The organism is Phytobacter cepae (assembly GCF_054165735.1).
The window spans coordinates 4,087,540-4,104,605 of the sequence record NZ_CM135107.1 but is presented as its reverse complement, the minus strand read 5'-3'; the positions used below and the strand labels follow the sequence as shown (position 1 = coordinate 4,104,605).

Here is a 17,066-nt window from a genome sequence, read left to right as displayed (position 1 = left end):
ACACATAATGAAACCCGAGACCCAAATGACGCCACGCCAATATACGCTCAGTACCGGTAAAAGCCGCATCTCTCTGCAGGCCGGGCAGAATAATATTCACAAGGCCGCACCGGGTGAAACGTACCGGGTGCTCAAACGCAAGGGCGAAAACGATCAGGAAAAACTGGCCGATGACGTTGTGGCTTCGCGTCACGGGCAGGATCTGCAACTGGATTATGCCGATGGCACCACGTTGACCCTGCAAGACTGGTATACGCAAAGCGATACCAGCGTAACCCTGCCTGCTGATGGCACCTCTACCCAGGTGATGACCCCCGGTAGCACCGAAGGGGCGGCGTTAGCCGATGGCAGCCATGTTATTTATGCGCACGGTTCTCCGGACGCGCTGGCCAGCATGACCTCAGGCCACCCTGGGCTGGAAGGTATCTTAGCTGGCCTGCAGGATGGCTCGGTAGTGACTGGCCATCCGGTAACCTATCTCCCGCAATCACACTCTTACGCGGGCTACCTCGCCGGCGCCCTCGGACTGGGTGGCGTGGTCGGGGTTGCAGTGGCAAGTGCCAACAAAGGCCATGACAATGGCGGCAAGCACGATAACGGTGGGGGAGAAGCCACTGTAGAGAATTCCGTCCAGCTTAACTTTGTCGGTGGCCCGGCGCTCAGCAGTAACGATTTGAAAGTAGAGATTTATCAGGCCGACGGTAAAACGCTGATTGGCACGGGGAGTTTGGGGGCCGATGGCTCGGTCACCCTGTCCGCTGGCAGTTACAGCGGCGTGGTTATTGTGAAACTGGTCAACAGCGGCGGCGCCGCTGATTACATGGACGAAGCCACAGGCGCGGGTAAAGACCTCTCCGCTCAGCTCTGGAGCATGGGGGTTATCTCTGGAAACAACAGTACCCTTGTGCTCAATATCAACGTGTTGACCACGCTCGCTTATACCAAGGCTCAGGAAGCCCTCGGCGGCACGGCTGACAATCCCGCCACCCTGAGTGCTGCGCAGGTGGCCGATACGGCCGCTGCCATCAGCAGCCTGTTTGGTGTGGATAACATTCTGAACACGACGGTCACCGCCACCAACGGCGGCAGTTTTAATGCTGCCGATGGCCTGAGTGCCGGTGAAAAATACGGTCTCCTGCTGGCTGCCTTCTCCGGTGCGGAAGCCAACGCCGGTGCGACCACCCAGACAATTCTGGACACCGTGGCTGCCGGGATCACACTCGGCAGCAGTAACAATCTGTCTGAGGGGGCGCAGTCGATACTGATTAAGGGCGCCGCGACCGCCAGTGATGCATCCGGCGGCCTCAGCCTTATTATTGATACGCACGCGCCTGTCTTTAGCAGCGTCACGACGGCCAGTGTGAATGAGAACATCGGCGCAGGCAAGGTGGTCTGGACGGCTGTCGCTACCGACCCTAGCCAATTCAGCTATAGCCTGGGCACGAATGGTGACAGCGCACTGTTCAGCATTAATCCCTCCACCGGTGCGGTCACGCTGACCGGTAACCCGGATTTTGAAACTAAAGCCAGCTACAGCTTTACCGTTGTGGCCACCGATGCAGCGGGCAATGCCAGCAGCCAGACGGTCACCCTGGCGGTTAATAACCTCGACGAGGTTGCCCCGACCATCACCAGCGGCGCCACGGCCACGGCAATCAATGAAAACAGCGGCGCGGGCCAGGTGATTTACACCGCGAAGGCGACCGACACCGCGGATATCAGCGGGGGCGTGACCTTCTCACTGAAAGCGGGCAGCGACGCGGGGCTGACGATTGACCCGATCACCGGCGCGGTCACGCTGACCGGCAACCCGGATTATGAAACTAAAGCCAGCTACAGCTTTACCGTTGTGGCCACCGATGCCGCAGGCAATGCCAGCAGCCAGACGGTCACGCTGGGCATCAACAACCTTGATGATGTCGCCCCGACCATCACCAGCGGCACCACGGCCACGCCAATCAACGAAAACAGCGGCGCAGGTCAGGTGATTTACACCGCCACGGCCACCGACACCGCGGATATCAGCGGCGGGGTGACCTTCTCGCTTGAAGCGGGCAGCGATGCGGGTCTGACAATTGATCCGATCACCGGCGCGGTCACGCTGACCGGCAACCCGGATTATGAAGCTAAACATAGCTACAGCTTCACCGTTGTGGCTACCGATGCAGCCGGCAATGCCAGCAGCCAGACGGTCACGCTGGGCATCAATAACCTCGATGAGGTCGCCCCGACCATCACCAGCGGCACCACGGCCACGGCAATCAATGAAAACAGCGGCGCGGGCCAGGTGATTTACACCGCGAAAGCCACCGACACTGCGGATATCAGCGGCGGGGTGACCTTCTCACTGAAAGCGGGCAGCGACGCGGGGCTGACCATCAACCCGACCACCGGCGCGGTGACGCTGACCGGCAACCCGGATTATGAAACTAAATCCAGCTACAGCTTCACCGTTGTGGCTACCGATGCAGCCGGTAATGCCAGCAGCCAGGCGGTCACGCTGGGAATCAACAACCTCGATGAAGTAGCCCCGACCATCACCAGCGGCGCCACGGCCACGGCGATCAATGAAAACAGCGGCGCGGGCCAGGTGATTTACACCGCGAAGGCGATCGACACTGCTGATATCAGCGGCGGGGTGACCTTCTCGCTGAAAGCGGGCAGCGACGCGGGGCTGACGATTGACCCGACCACTGGTGCGGTGACGCTGACCGGCAACCCGGATTATGAAGCTAAATCCAGCTACAGCTTCACCGTTGTGGCGACCGATGCAGCAGGTAATGCCAGCGACCGCACGGTCACTCTGGCGGTTAATAACCTCGACGAGGTGGCCCCGACCATCACCAGCGGCACCACGGCCACGCCAATCAACGAAAACAGCGGCGCGGGCCAGGTGATTTACACCGCGAAGGTGACCGACACTGCGGATATCAGCGGCGGGGTGACCTTCTCGCTGAAAGCGGGCAGCGATGCGGGTCTGACCATCAACCCGCTCACCGGTGCGGTCACGCTGACCGGCAACCCGGATTTTGAAACTAAACATAGCTACAGTTTCACCGTTGTGGCCACCGATGCAGCCGGTAATGCCAGCAGCCAGACGGTGACCCTGGCGGTTAATAACCTCGACGAGGTTGCCCCGACGATCACCAGCGGCACGACAGCCACGGCGATCAATGAAAACAGCGGCGCGGGCCAGGTGATTTACACCGCGAAGGCCACCGACATCGCGGATATCAGCGGCGGGGTGACCTTCTCGCTGAAAGCGGGCAGCGACGCGGGTCTGACCATCAACCCGACCACCGGTGCGGTGACGCTGACCGGCAACCCGGATTATGAAACTAAACATAGCTACAGCTTCACCGTTGTGGCCACCGATGCAGCGGGCAATGCCAGCAGCCAGACAGTCACGCTGGCGGTTAATAACCTCGACGAAGTAGCACCGACCATCATCAGCGGCACGACAGCCACGGCAATCAACGAAAACAGCGGCGCGGGTCAGGTGATTTACACCGCGAAGGCCACCGACACTGCGGATATCAGCGGCGGGGTGACCTTCTCGCTGAAAGCGGGCAGCGACGCGGGTCTGACCATCAACCCGACCACCGGTGCGGTGACGCTGACCGGCAACCCGGATTATGAAGCTAAATCCAGCTACAGCTTCACCGTTGTGGCGACCGATGCAGCGGGTAATGCCAGCAGCCAGGCGGTCACGCTGGCGGTTAATAACCTCGACGAGGTCGCCCCGACCATCACCAGCGGCACCACGGCCACGGCGATCAACGAAAACAGCGGCGCGGGTCAGGTGATTTACACCGCCACCGCGACCGACACCGCGGATATCAGCGGCGGGGTGACCTTCTCGCTGAAAGCGGGCAGCGACGCGGGGCTGACCATCAACCCGACCACCGGTGCGGTGACGCTGACCGGCAACCCGGATTATGAGAGCAAAGCCAGCTACAGCTTCACCGTTGTGGCTACCGATGCGACCGGTAATGCCAGCGACCGCACGGTCACCCTGGGCATCAGCAACCTCGATGAGGTTGCCCCCAGCTTCACCACCGGCAACAGCAGCGACAGCTTCGCCAGCGCCACGGTGAGCGTTGCCGAGAATACTGCCGCCAGCACCGCCATCTATACCGCGCAGGCCAAAGATAATGACGCCGCCGATGGTGGCGAGCACGTCACCTACAGCCTGATCGATGCGGATAATGGCGCAGATGCCCAGTATTTCACTATCGACGCGGCAACGGGTGCGGTCACCTTCAATGCCAGCCCCGATTATGAAAGCACCCACGCGCCTGCATACACCTTTATCGTCGCCGCCACTGACGCGGCAGGCCATGTGACCACGCAGACCGTCACCGTTAATGTCACCGACGTGGACGAAATCGCACCGACTGTCACCCTCGACGGCAGCTCGACGGGGCCAGTGATGCTGAGCCCGGCGACCAGCTACATTTACCCCAACGGTTTTGACACCACCGCACTGGGCGACGGCAGCTTCCTGGTGACATGGGCTGGCAGCAACAACGGCAGCTACGGGATCTATGCGCAGCGCCTTAGCGCTCAGGGTGTGGCGATGGGTGATCCCGTACAGCTCGCATCAGGCGCGACCAACACTTACTCCAACGCGTCAGACAGTGTCATCAGTGTGACGGCAATTAATAGTGCAGGGGCTTACGCCGTGGCCTGGGTCGGCAAGGAGGGCTCCAGCAATGACAGCAGCATCTATGCGCAGCTGTTCAACGCTGACGGCACCCCACTTTCCGCAGCCGCGCAGCTTGATGGGACCGCTTCCGTGCAGGATATCGCCCCGCAGATCGCAACGCTTACCGATGGCGGCTTTATCGTGACCTGGTCCATCAGCGGCGGCGGCATTTACGTGCAGCGCTTTGACGACGCCGGTGTTGCCGTGGGTAACACCGTGCCGCTGGCAGTGTCCAACTCTAATGCCAACGCCAGCCCGCAGGTGACCGTGTTGGACAACGGCGGCTACGTGATAACCTGGCAGGGTTATACCTCCGGCGACTATCACATCTACGTGCAGCAGTTCGACGCCAGCGGCAACGGGACGACTCCGGTGGTGCTGGACGGCACGACGGGAAGCGGTAGCAGCTACGAAACCCAGCCGCAGATCACGACGCTGGCTAACGGCGGCTATGTCGTCACCTGGTCGGGTCTCAACTACAGCAGCTCGAACTACAACAGCAGCACCTTTGTGCAGCAGTTTGATGCCAACGGTGGCAAAGTCGGCAGCATTGTCGAGCTGGACGGCGCGAATAACGGCGGCAATTTCGGTGGCAACTATACCTATCCGTATGTCGCCGCGTTGGCCGACGGTGGCTACGCCATCACCTGGATGGAATACGAGAACAACAACAATTCTTATAATTACACTGTCTACGTACAACAGTTCTCTGCTGGCGGCAGCAAAGTGGGCACTATGGTGCAACTGGACGCACCGGATAACACGAGCATCGACCGTGACCAATACCCGCGCATCACGGCGCTGGGCGACGGCGGCTACGCCGTCACCTGGATGGGCTTGGGCAACTCGGGCTGGGATGTCTATGTGCAGAAGTTCAATGCCAGCGGTGTCGCGGTGGGCGATATCGTGCAACTGGGCGCTTCCGGTGGCGCGACTGACTACTACCCACAGGTCACCGCCGCCGGTGCAGACGGCGAGTACATGGTGACCTGGTACGGTTATGCCAGCGGCATCTCTGGCTACCACCTCTACGTGCAGAAATTTAACGCCGACGGCAGTACCTACGAAAATCTCGTCGTGCTGAACCATGACGGCCACGCTAACGTGCAAAGCAGCGAAAGCGGCACCGTCTACCTGGTCAACGATAACGTCGTGGTCAGCCAGCTCAGCGACATTACCGGTGCGGCCAGCGATAAGTGGGCCAGCACGACCGTCACTGCCAATACCCCGGCAGCGATCTCCGCCGCCAACCTCGCTGAAGGCACCTATCATGCCTGGGCGGTGGATGCGGCAGGCAATCTTTCCGTCATTTCCGGCAGCAGCGTGATGGTGGACAACACCGTGCCTGTCTTTACCAGCGCGACCACTGCCGTTGACATTACGGACAGCACCCACGCCGGCGACACCGTCTACACTGCGGCCGCCACCGATGCGCACGGGGTCACTTATAGCCTGAACGACACCGTGCACTTCCGGATCAACGCCAGCACCGGCGTTGTGACGTTGCTCTCCAGTCCGGCCAACGCCACCGGCGCGCAATTCATTGTCACCGCCACCGACGCCGCCGGTAACCAGACCACCCAGACCGTGACCTACAACGTCGTCGATACCACACCGCCTGGCGTCACGCTTATTGGTGATGCGGATGGCGTGGAGAACGGCAATGAGCTCGTTAGCGTGCAGAGCACTGAAGCTGGCACGGTGTACCTGGTCCGCGACAGCGTGACGGTGACGGATCTGAACAGCCTCACCAGCGCCGCCGACAACCTGGTGAACAGCGTTAGCGTTACGGCGAACGCCGGCGCCGCGCTGGCGCTGACCGGCCTCGCTGACGGCACATATCACGCTTACGCCGTGGACGCCTCCGGCAATGTCTCCGCTATCTCAGGCAGCAGCGTGGTAGTGGACAACACCGCGCCTGTCTTTACCAGCGCAGCCATAGCCGCCGATATTACGGACAGCACAGCCGTTGGCGATACCGTCTACGCCGCAGCGGCCACCGATGCGCACGGGGTCACCTGGAGCCTGAGCGACACCCAGCATTTCAGCATCAACGCCAGCACCGGCGTTGTGACGCTGCTCTCCAGCCCGGCTAAGGCTACCGGCGCGCAATTCGTTGTCACCGCCACCGACGCCGCCGGTAACCAGACCACCCAGACCGTGACCTACAACGTCGTCGATACCACACCGCCTGGCGTCACGCTTATTGGTGATGCGGATGGCGTGGAGAACGGCAATGAGCTCGTTAGCGTGCAGAGCACTGAAGCTGGCACGGTGTACCTGGTCAGCGACAGCGTGACGGTGACGGATCTGAACAGCCTCACCAGCGCCGCCGACAACCTGGTGAACAGCGTTAGCGTTACGGCGAACGCCGGCACCGCACTGGCGCTGACTGGACTTGCCGAAGGCACTTACCACGCTTATGCCGTGGACGCCTCCGGCAATGTCTCTGCTATCTCTGGCAGCAGCGTGATTGTGGACAACACCGCGCCCGTTATCGCAGGTGGCGCTACCGCCACCGGCTCCACCCTCACCAGCGGCGCAGCGGCTGGCACCCAGGTGTACGATGCCAACGCCAGCGATGCCCATGCCATCACCTATAGCCTGGACACGGACAGTCTCGCCAATTTCGCCATTAACCCCACCACCGGCGTCGTCACACTGAACAACGCCGCTATCGAGGGCAGCTATAACTTCATCGTTACCGCGACCGATGCCGCTGGCAACCACAGCAGCCAGACTGTCACCCTTAACGTCAGTGCTGGCCTTAATGGCAGCGCGTTGGTCTCGGGCAGTACCACCGATACGGCCACCGAGATGACGGTTAACGTCGGCCTCGAAAAACTGAGCAACGGCTACACGGTCATAGAGTACATGAGGCAGACCGGCGGCGACTATATTACCTGGGATCCGACCGGCGCGCTGTATGACGGCGTCGTCAGGGTGCTGGACGCGAATAACAACGTCGTCAAGACCCTGGACATCAGCATCCCCGCTGGCTACACCATGTTGGATACGCAGATCAAGGCGCTGGCCAACGGCGGCTTTGTCGTGGCCTGGTCGCAGGTGGATGCCCTCAATTACGCTGACTACAGCGTTCACTACGCTATCTACGACAATAGCGGCAACCTGCAATCCAGCAACACCCTGGCAGCACCTGGCACCGGCGTCACCATTGCGGCGCAGAGCAGCGCGAATGGCGGTGATTTCGCGATCGCCTACCAGACGATGGGGACCGGGACCGACCAGCAGGAAGCGGTTTCTGTCTTCCACTACAACGGCACGGGATCCAACTTCACTGCGGGCACGCAGACCCTGATTGGCGGCAACAGCTCGAGCGCCAATTTTGGCGGCGTCGCCAGCCCGGCAGTGCAGTTGATGAAATTCCAGTTGACGCCAGGTGTGCTGACGGCACTGAGCGATGGCAGCTATGTGCTGGCGTCCGAGGTCTACGACTGGATAGGCACGCCTGGTCAGTCGGCGACAAGTACGCCTATCGGCGCCTTCATCTTCAAGCTCGACGCCACCGGTTCGCTGGCCAACTTCGACAGCGGCAAGACCTGGCAGCGCGTTAACTGGAATGACGAGCAGGGGTCGCCGACTAACGCCATTGCTTTCGATGGGGGTTTTGCTGTCTTTAGTCAGGAATATCGCACTGCGACCTGGCAGGTCACGCTCTATAACAACAACGGTACGCTGATCACCACCAACGTACAGAGCAATACTGTTTATAACATGGGAACCCAGAGCTACCACGCCGTTGACGTTGGCGCGATGGATAAAACGCTCCATGACGAGTTGGCGTGGACCAGTAACGGCTCCGTGGCGGCATCGGCGACGGTCTATGACAACGGCACGGATCTGGTGTTTGTCTTCCCTGACGGTAACGGCGGCTTTAGCCAGGTTACGATCTCCAAAACCACCGGCGAGCTGACCAGTGCCGTCACCGACAGCGGTATTACGGTGCCCCAGGGCGGGCAGTTGTATAACCCGCGGATCGTCTCCGATGGTGCGGGCGGCTATGACATCACCTATTCCGTCCTGTTTGATTCCAACACCAGCGATGGCGTCAAGAGCGGCTACTCCGTCGGTGATATCTACCAGATTGGACTGACTGCTCCAGCGTTACCGACAGTGACCGATGCCCATATCGCCATCACCTCCATGCCAGGTGGCGAAGACGGCAGTACCTACATAATCGGCGATACTGTTACCGCCGTGTGGGATAACTCGGCCAGCGGAGACGCCAATACCAGGGCCGTGTCCAGCGTTACCATGGACTTCAGCCAGTTTGGCGCCAGCACGCCGGCGGCAGCTTACGACGACGGCACCCACGGGGACGCCATCGCGGGCGATGGCAAATACACGGCGCAATATATCCTCACCGCCGGGGCCATTAACCACGTAGATAGTCGTAACGTCGCCGTCACGGTCACCACGGCCAACCACGGCACGGCGACTGCGGCGGACAGCACCGGCCTGACGGTAGACAACACCGCACCCTTGCTCACCAGCAGCACGCCGCAGGACAACGTCGGCAGCGTCGCCGCAGGCGCTAACCTCACGCTGACCTTCAGCGAGAATGTACTGGCCGGCAGCGGTCATATCACGCTCGTCAACGACAGCAACAGCAGTCTGAACAAGGTCATCGATATCACCGACAGTTCGCAGGTCAGCATCAGCGGTAACACGGTGACGGTTAACCCGACAACGGATCTGGCGGCTGGCGCAAACTATCATGTCCAAATCGACAGCACCGCGCTGCACGACACGGCGGGGAATGACTATGCCGGTATCAGCACGTCGACGGGGTTGAACTTCACGACCGCTTCCGCCTCGATCGGGGATCCTTCCATCGTGGTGTTCGACCTGACGACGGGGCAAAGCTCCGAGCATAACGGGCGTGTCTTTGACGCCAATACCGCGTACACCATCTATATCAAGGTCAGCAGCAATTACGGCCCGCTGACTGGGCTGGACAGCAACGAGATGTGGTCGGGTGCGCAGAATCTGGGCACCGACGACAAGATTGTGTTGGTGGGCACGGGCACTGATGTTCGGGGACAGTATGGTGACCCAGTGATGAATATGAATCACGGTGGGAACTCTGTTAACTGGATGGCAGGGTTCTCTTCTACGCTTTCTTCTTATAACGTCGCTGGCGTTGCCGCAAACGGCCAATTCTCTCGTGGTGGTAATAACGCAGATCTTTGGAGCGGTACCTGGGCCGCAAACCCGAATACGGACAATGCGTTTGCTCAGGCGTACCTGCAGGCGATGCCTGGCGGCGTCCTCACCTCGCAAGGGCTGGCGATGCCATGACAGGTTCACTGATTCTGCTACGCCGTCTGGTCGATATGCGGCAGTTTGAGGCGCTGTATGAGGCAGGCTTCAGCCTGCCGACGCTCTCACCAGCAGAACAGGTGCTTTTGGCCCTGGCTCAGGCCCATTTGGGCCAGCCAGAGGCGGCCCGCCAGACATTGGGGGGGCTGACCCCCGCTGAACTGGAGGTCGATGCTCGTGTCGACCTGGCTGCCGTACACCTGCTTCTTGGGGAATCTGGCGCGGCGCAGGCGCTGCTGGAAGCCACCCGCGCCGAGGCACCAGACCACTCGCTTCTGCTGGCGCGTCTGGCTGCCTGTTATGTGCAGCATCAACGGGGGGAGGAGGCTGTCCCCCTGTATGAATGCAGTCTGCGCCTGCAACCACGTATCGACGTCTATCAGCAACTGCTGCGTCTCTACCTGCAAAGTGAGGCGTTGCATCAGGCCGAGGAGACACTGGCCGCCGCAGACCGCTTCTGGGCAGGCGAGCGGGAGCACTGGCCCGCACCGCAGGTAGCTCTGCACGACCAGCAATTGCGCGGCCTGCGTCTGGAGCTGTGGCTGGCCCGTGGCGACCACGCCCGCGCTGATGCCTGGCTGGACGCACGCCATACCGAACTGGCTGAGGACGATTACTGCGGCCTGCTGACCGGTTATGTTCAGCGTCTGGCCGAGCGTGGACGCCATGCCCAGGCCGAGGATGCGCTGCGCCGTGGTCTGCGTCATTACCCGGACCATCCTGACCTGTACCAGCAGCATGCGGAACTGGCGGAGCTTCAGGGGCGGATGCCTCAGGCCATGATGTTGCTGCACCGCGCCATTACTCTGGCCGGGCAGCAGCAAAAAATGACGCTTCCTCTGCGCCTGAAGCTGGCCAGCGTCGCTACCCATGGGCATCCTGCGTTGGCGCGTGACATGGCTAAGCAGGCGATTGAAGAGGCCGGGGCGCTGACGCCTTCACCCGATATGGACGCCGCGCAAATCGGCCACTGGCAGGCGCAAGCGCAGGTGGCTCTGGCCGGGGTGGATGCGCAGGAGCAGCAGTACACCGGCGCGGAGGCGCGATATGTCGAGGTCCTGCAAACACATCCGCATCTGGTACCCGCACTGCAGGGGTTGGGGCAGTTGTATATGCAGTTGGGGCGCATCGACGAGGCCGTCGCGCTGTTTGAGCAGGTACTGGCTGTCGACCCGGCACGCGGTCATGCGGCACTGATCAACGCCCGACGTTTTCCACAAGACGAAGAGACGTTGATTCGCCTGGAAGCGCTGGCCCGGCAACCCGGCCTGATCGGCCCGGTGCAGCCTGGACTGCTGCTGCAACTGGCTGCGGCCTGGGAAAAGCGCAAGGACTACGCCAAAGCCTTCACCCTGGCCAATGAAGCCAATGCGGCCATGCGTGCTTTTCTGAGCTATGACCCGGTTGCGCATCGGCAAGGCAGCGCGCGTATCCGTCATGCTTTTAGCCGTTCGCTATACGAACACCGACGCGGCATCGGCAACGCGTCAACGCTGCCGGTGTTCGTGCTGGGTATGCCGCGTTCCGGTACGACGCTGATTGAACAGATTCTGGCGGGACACAGCCAAATCCACGGCGCGGGCGAACTCGGGGTGATTCCCAGCACGATCGCCAGGCTGGAGCGTTGGGAACGTCATACCGGGTCAGGACGCCATTACCCGGACTGTGTGGACGATCTGTCGGCCGATGTTGTGGCGGGCATTACCGCCAGCCTGCTTAAGGAGCTGCGGGAAAGCGTGCCAGAAAACGCGTCTGAGGTCCGGCATGTGGTGGATAAGCTGCCGCACAATTTCGAGAACATTGGTCTTATCAAGCTATTGTTCCCGAACGCGCGGATAATCTCAGTGCGACGCGACCCACGAGATATCGCTATCTCCAATTACTTCACCGACTATGCGGCGAAACATGGCGGTATGGGCTTCGCCTATGATCTGCAATGGATTGGTGAACAACTGGCCGACCACAACCTCATGATGCACCACTGGAACCAGCTGTTCCCCGGCGAGATTCTCGACGTGCGCTACGAGGACGTGGTATCTGAACCGGAGCGCGAGGCGCGTCGCATGCTGGATTATCTGGGCGTGCAATGGGAGCCGCAGGTGCTCGACACCTCTGAACTGAACAGGCCGGTCAAGACCGCCAGTGTGTGGCAGGTGCGTCAGCCTATCTATCAGACCGCCCGCGAACGCTGGCGCCGTTACGCGGACTTTTTGACGCCGCTTATCGCCGGTACGAACGCCAAGATCGTGCATGAGCCTATTGAAATGGTGAGCTTGCCCGTACCCGGCATGCAGACCGATGGCATAGCGCACTATCGTCAGGGGAGGCTTGATGACGCAGAGATGCTCTTCAAACGCCTGCTGCACCACGTGCCTGAACACGCGACCGCGCATTTCATGTTGGGTCTGATTTGCGTGCGTAAAGGGCATCTGGCTGAGGGCATTACGCACATGGAAAAGGCACACCAGACATGCCCATGGAATACCCACTGGCGGGGCGATCTGGCGCAGGCATACGAATTAGCGGAGCAACCGGAAAAAGCACAGAGATTAAGGGCGCACCACGTCGGTACCGGTGACAGCGTGGTGAGCGCAATGAATGAAGGCCGGTATGAGGCGATTGCTCTGGGCTTTTCCATTCGCACCTCCGCGACGGGGCCGTATTAGAACACCGCTATGGCCCTTAGCCAGAAAAGGGGCAAAGGCGACCGGTACATTAAAATGGACGAAAAACGGTAAAAAGCAGACAGCATAAAAAAGCCCCTGAATGCCAGCGCACGCAGGGGCTTTACTCTTTTTCAGACTCGGTCACCGCGTAGGGATTAGCCGCGGTTCTCTTCAATATACTGCGCCAGGTCTGCCGGGGTTTTCAGCACGGTGGCGACTTCGGTAGGTGGGATCATGCAGCCGTAAACGTCCTGCACTTCCAGCACCAGATCCACGGCCAGAATCGAGTCGAGAATATCAGACTCAATCAGTTCATCGTGGAAACCCACTTTGCGGGATAACACTTTTTCAAACAGCGCGAGAATGTCTTGTTCCATCTTTTTTTCCTGGGTAATTAATGTGTGCGGGCGTGAGTGTCCAGCAACTTACGATCGATTTTGCCGTTCGGGTTCAGCGGCAGCGCATCTTTAATGATGATTTGAGACGGCACCATGTAGTGCGGAATCACCTCAGACAGCGATGACCTGATCGCCTCCGGGGCGAGGTCCGTCACGCAGAAGGCCGCAATGCGCAGCACGCCGCCGCCGGATTTCATCAGCGGTAATACCACGGCTTCGTTGATACCGGACAGCGCCAGCAGGCGGTTTTCAATTTCGTTAATCTCAATGCGATAGCCGTTCAGCTTAATCTGGCTGTCGTTGCGGCCCTGGCAGTACAAGAGGCCGTCCTGGTAACCGAGATCGCCGGTACGGTAGCCACGGTACTGTTCGCTCTCACGATGCAGCAGTTTTTCGGCATTCTCCTGCGCCAGGCCCAGGTAGCCACGCATCACGTTTTTCCCCCAGATGATGAGCTCACCGTCGGCAGCGATCTCCATATGGGACTCCGGCATCATCGCGCCGACGGGCAGCAGATCGATGTCGTTGTTGAGGATCTCGTCGGTAATCTCGATGACCGTGGTGGCGATAGTGGCTTCCGTCGGGCCGTAGGAGTTGAGGATTTTGGCGTGGGGGAAGCGGCGGCGTAACTGTTTCACCAGCGCCTTGTTCAGCACCTCGCCAATAAACACAAACACCTCAAGCGCAGGCAAATAGTCGCTATTGAACTGCGGGGAGAGCAGCCGCTGGTAGGCAAATGAGGGCGTCGATACCCACACGGAAACATCATTCTCTTTCAGGCGATCCAGCCAGTGTTCAGCGGCGATCGTCTCTTTGGCGTTGAGGACGATGTGCCCTCCGGTCGCCAGGTTCGCCAGCAAGGGGATCAGCGACAGGTCAAAACTGAACACCGCGTGGTTCATCAGCACCGGTTTTTCAGGCAGAGAGAAGTCCTCGCGCACCCACTTCATAAAGTGCCACACGCTCTCACGGCCAATCTGTACCCCTTTCGGCTTGCCGGTGCTGCCGGAGGTGAACATGATGTACGCCAGATCCTGTTCGGCGAGCACCTGTCCTGCCTCGGCGGTGTTAATAAATTGCTTTGTCGCCACATCGTAGTAATACGGAGCGTGGGCAAGGTGGCAGATCTCTTTCAGGCGCTCCTGCGGGTAGATGCAATCCACCGGAATGTACGGAATGTTGTGCAGCAGGCAACTGTAAATGGCGACGGCAAATTCCGCCTGTTGGTGGCCGTATAACACGACCGGCGTACCGGCGGGTTGCTGGCAGGCTTTATAACGCTGTTCCCAGTCAACCACCGCGTCGGAGAGTTGAAGCCAGGTCAGGGCATCATCACTGCCGCTGATAGCGAGCTGCTGCGGGTTGGCCGGGTCACGTAAAGCCGCCCGCAGGAAGTCTTGTAATTCAACGAGTTCAGTTTGATTTTTCATAGGGGAGACATTCCACTAAAGATGTAAAGGGAGGCCGCGGCGCTTCCCAGCGTCAGAATTCGTCCCAAAAATGCGATAACCGGAAGCTGAAGCCAGTTGCTCAATGCCGGGCTGCGTTTGGCAGACCACAGCAGCATGTTGTGAGCAACAGAAATGGCGCCAAAGAGCGCGCCGCTGATGACGTAATGCCGTTCCAGCCCGTTCCATGCCCCCATACAAAACAGGGTGCAGAAGATGCCAATATTCTGCGCGAGTGTTTTGTTCTGACGGAAAAAGTCGAGCTTCATCAGATTCATATAAATCGGCATAAAGACCACGTCACGCAGCCACTCAGAGAGGCTAACGTGGAATCGACGCCAGAAATCCTGCGGGTTTTTTGCCAGAATCGGCAGGTTAAAGTTGGCCGGAATATTCAGGCCAAACAGGCGACCGGCACCTATGGCCATGTTGCTGTAACCCGCAAAATCAAAGTAGAGGTAGGTGCTGTAGGCCACCGACATCACCACGCCCACGGTCCAGTCAAACGGGCGATGGCTCCAGGACTGAATCACCAGGTTGTCGATCAGCATTGCTAACAGGAATTTCTGAATGATGCCGGTGAAAATCTGCTCCATCGCCGTTAAAAACTGTTCGCGGTTGATGGCGAACACCGGCTTGCTGATGTCAGTCACCCAGGTGCGCCAGCGGTACATCGGGCCGGCGAGGATAATAAACGGCATAAACAGATAGCAGAAATAGTGCAGGAAATGGCGGCTGTCTTTTTTGCTGCGATACAGCAGCACGTCAATGGCGCGAAACGTCATAAACGAAAGGCCAATCATGCCCCAGTGGTGGTTAAGATGGAGTTTTACCAGCAGCAGTGGCAGCAGCGTTAAGGTGACCGCCTGCCAGGTTTTTAGCCAGCCTTTCTCTTTTAAGGTGACGAGGCCATAAAAGACGAAAAATACGGCCACCGGGATCAGGTAATCATCCTGGAAAATAAACCCCCAGCCTACCGCCGCCATTACGGAAAACGCCGACAAATAGGTCAGGCGATAACTGAGGATGCGATTCACCAGCGCAAAGATCAGCGCGGAGGAAAACAGGCAGAAAAAGAATGTGCCGGAGCTGTACATCATTCACCCTCAGAATTTTTGGTATTCAAAATGGACTTTAATATTTTTGCTGTCGTCCACCGTGGACCACGCAACGACCGTCACTGCCAGAAAGAGATAAAGGAAAAAAAGGCGCACCGCATATTTCATCATTTAAAATTCTCCGCAATAAAACGGTCCATCGGCACCCATGCCAGCTCAGAAGGGTGCAGGCGATCCCAGTTCCAGCCGTTCTGGTAAGGTTGGTCATACATATCCAGATAAGGCACCTGGTTTTCGGTCAAAATCGCCTGGATCTGTTTATCCGTGGGTTGAAACGTATTGGTGTTGTAGAGCGCCCACGGGTTGATGGGATCGATAATCGCAATCACCTGTACGTGGCGTGATTTCAGCAACTGGATGGTCTGGCGGAAGACCGCAATTTGCTTCGGTACGACCGGGGTGTCATCCCACTGTTCTGGGGTATCGCCTGTTTCATAAATGGATTTATCCATCCACATGGTGGCGGCACTTTGCTGGCGTCTGGCGTTCAGTTCGCGTGCGTGGGCCAGTTCCTTATCCCAGTCAGGTGCGGCGCTGGCAGCATGCGGCGCTGGCCACGAGGGGGCGCTATGGGTCTCAATATTGAGCAGGGCGTACCAGTCGTTTTTCACAAGCGTACAGAAGTTTGCAAACTGGAAGCTCACCTCCTCCCAGAGCATGTTGACATCCCAACCTGAGACTTTCAGCTGAGCGAAGGTCAAATGGCTGGCCTCTTCTTTATCGATATTGTGTAAGTAATCCACCAGCAGCGGACGCGCCTGCGGATCCTTCATCAGCGGATCAAATATGGGCGAGGGGAAATGGTCGGCAAAAATGGCCGGCGGAATACCTTTGGAATAAAAGCTGTCAGGGGCTAACAACAAGACCACCTTACTGTTTTCATTCAGGTCGTCTTTAAAGCGGGTAAACATTAAGAACTGGGTAATGTCATCAACAAATGCATCACCGTAGGCCACGACCGGTTTATGCAACTGGTTATTAAGGTAATTATAAACGGCGTAATGTTCATTACGTGAGGTGGCAACTTCAGAAGCACCAATAAAGAAAATCGCATCGCCTTTTAAGGCATGAGAAATAGTGGCGATTTTATCGGCTTGCTCTTTTTGTGTGCCTTCCATTGAGGTAATCAACGGGTGAAACTTGAGCTGTCCGGAAAAGCGCGTCATCAGCGGATGCGCGCACAGGAACAGGATTGCCAGCGTTGCCATCAGGATATGCAGGCACAGAGTGTTTTTTATTTTCATTATAAATGTAAAACGACCTGGTAATAATTTGTTTAAAAATTGTGAGTATTAAATTCACAATAAAACGACTTTCTGCTATCGGACACTATATACCAGGAGAATCCGTGGGCAGGAGTGATTCCGTGTAACGGTTTGTACAGT

At 58.6% G+C, this 17,066-nt stretch carries 6 protein-coding genes; 2 read left to right on the top strand and 4 right to left on the bottom strand.

Annotation, left to right across the window (positions count from 1 at the left end; translation table 11 throughout):
• Positions 1–7 precede the first annotated feature (7 nt).
• Positions 8–10,030 (top strand): beta strand repeat-containing protein, encoded by a 10,023-nt coding sequence (locus ACUY4Q_RS19315; protein ID WP_458044318.1) that lies wholly within the window; start codon positions 8–10, stop codon positions 10,028–10,030.
• A complete protein-coding gene (locus ACUY4Q_RS19310) occupies positions 10,027–12,717 on the top strand; it encodes a sulfotransferase (RefSeq protein ID WP_458044317.1) in 2,691 nt (896 codons plus the stop codon). The genes ACUY4Q_RS19315 and ACUY4Q_RS19310 overlap by 4 nt, the downstream gene beginning before the upstream one ends.
• Before the next feature lie 155 nt (positions 12,718–12,872).
• Here the strand turns inward: ACUY4Q_RS19310 and ACUY4Q_RS19305 are convergent, their stop codons facing one another.
• The 4 genes from ACUY4Q_RS19305 to ACUY4Q_RS19290 all read right to left on the bottom strand — a co-directional run bounded on the left by ACUY4Q_RS19305 (position 12,873) and on the right by ACUY4Q_RS19290 (position 16,925).
• Positions 12,873–13,094, bottom strand: coding sequence for an acyl carrier protein (locus tag ACUY4Q_RS19305; protein WP_458044316.1), 222 nt, complete (start codon positions 13,092–13,094; stop codon positions 12,873–12,875).
• Positions 13,095–13,111: 17 nt separating this feature from the next.
• On the bottom strand, positions 13,112–14,545 hold the full coding sequence (locus tag ACUY4Q_RS19300; protein WP_458044315.1) for an AMP-binding protein: 1,434 nt from the start codon (positions 14,543–14,545) through the stop codon (positions 13,112–13,114).
• Entirely contained in the window at positions 14,542–15,660 is a 1,119-nt protein-coding gene (locus tag ACUY4Q_RS19295) for a membrane-bound O-acyltransferase family protein (protein WP_458047393.1), read from the bottom strand. The genes ACUY4Q_RS19300 and ACUY4Q_RS19295 overlap by 4 nt, the downstream gene beginning before the upstream one ends.
• 128 nt (positions 15,661–15,788) lie before the next feature.
• Entirely contained in the window at positions 15,789–16,925 is a 1,137-nt protein-coding gene (locus ACUY4Q_RS19290; RefSeq protein WP_458044314.1) for a D-alanyl-lipoteichoic acid biosynthesis protein DltD, read from the bottom strand.
• Between the last annotated feature and the right edge of the window lie 141 nt (positions 16,926–17,066).

Coding starts and splice junctions, on each gene's coding strand:
- ACUY4Q_RS19315 (WP_458044318.1), top strand. CDS start 8: ATGAAACCCGAGACCCAAATGACGCCACGCCAATATACGCTCAGTACC.
- ACUY4Q_RS19310 (WP_458044317.1), top strand. CDS start 10,027: ATGACAGGTTCACTGATTCTGCTACGCCGTCTGGTCGATATGCGGCAG.
- ACUY4Q_RS19305 (WP_458044316.1), bottom strand. CDS start 13,094: ATGGAACAAGACATTCTCGCGCTGTTTGAAAAAGTGTTATCCCGCAAA.
- ACUY4Q_RS19300 (WP_458044315.1), bottom strand. CDS start 14,545: ATGAAAAATCAAACTGAACTCGTTGAATTACAAGACTTCCTGCGGGCG.
- ACUY4Q_RS19295 (WP_458047393.1), bottom strand. CDS start 15,660: ATGTACAGCTCCGGCACATTCTTTTTCTGCCTGTTTTCCTCCGCGCTG.
- ACUY4Q_RS19290 (WP_458044314.1), bottom strand. CDS start 16,925: ATGAAAATAAAAAACACTCTGTGCCTGCATATCCTGATGGCAACGCTG.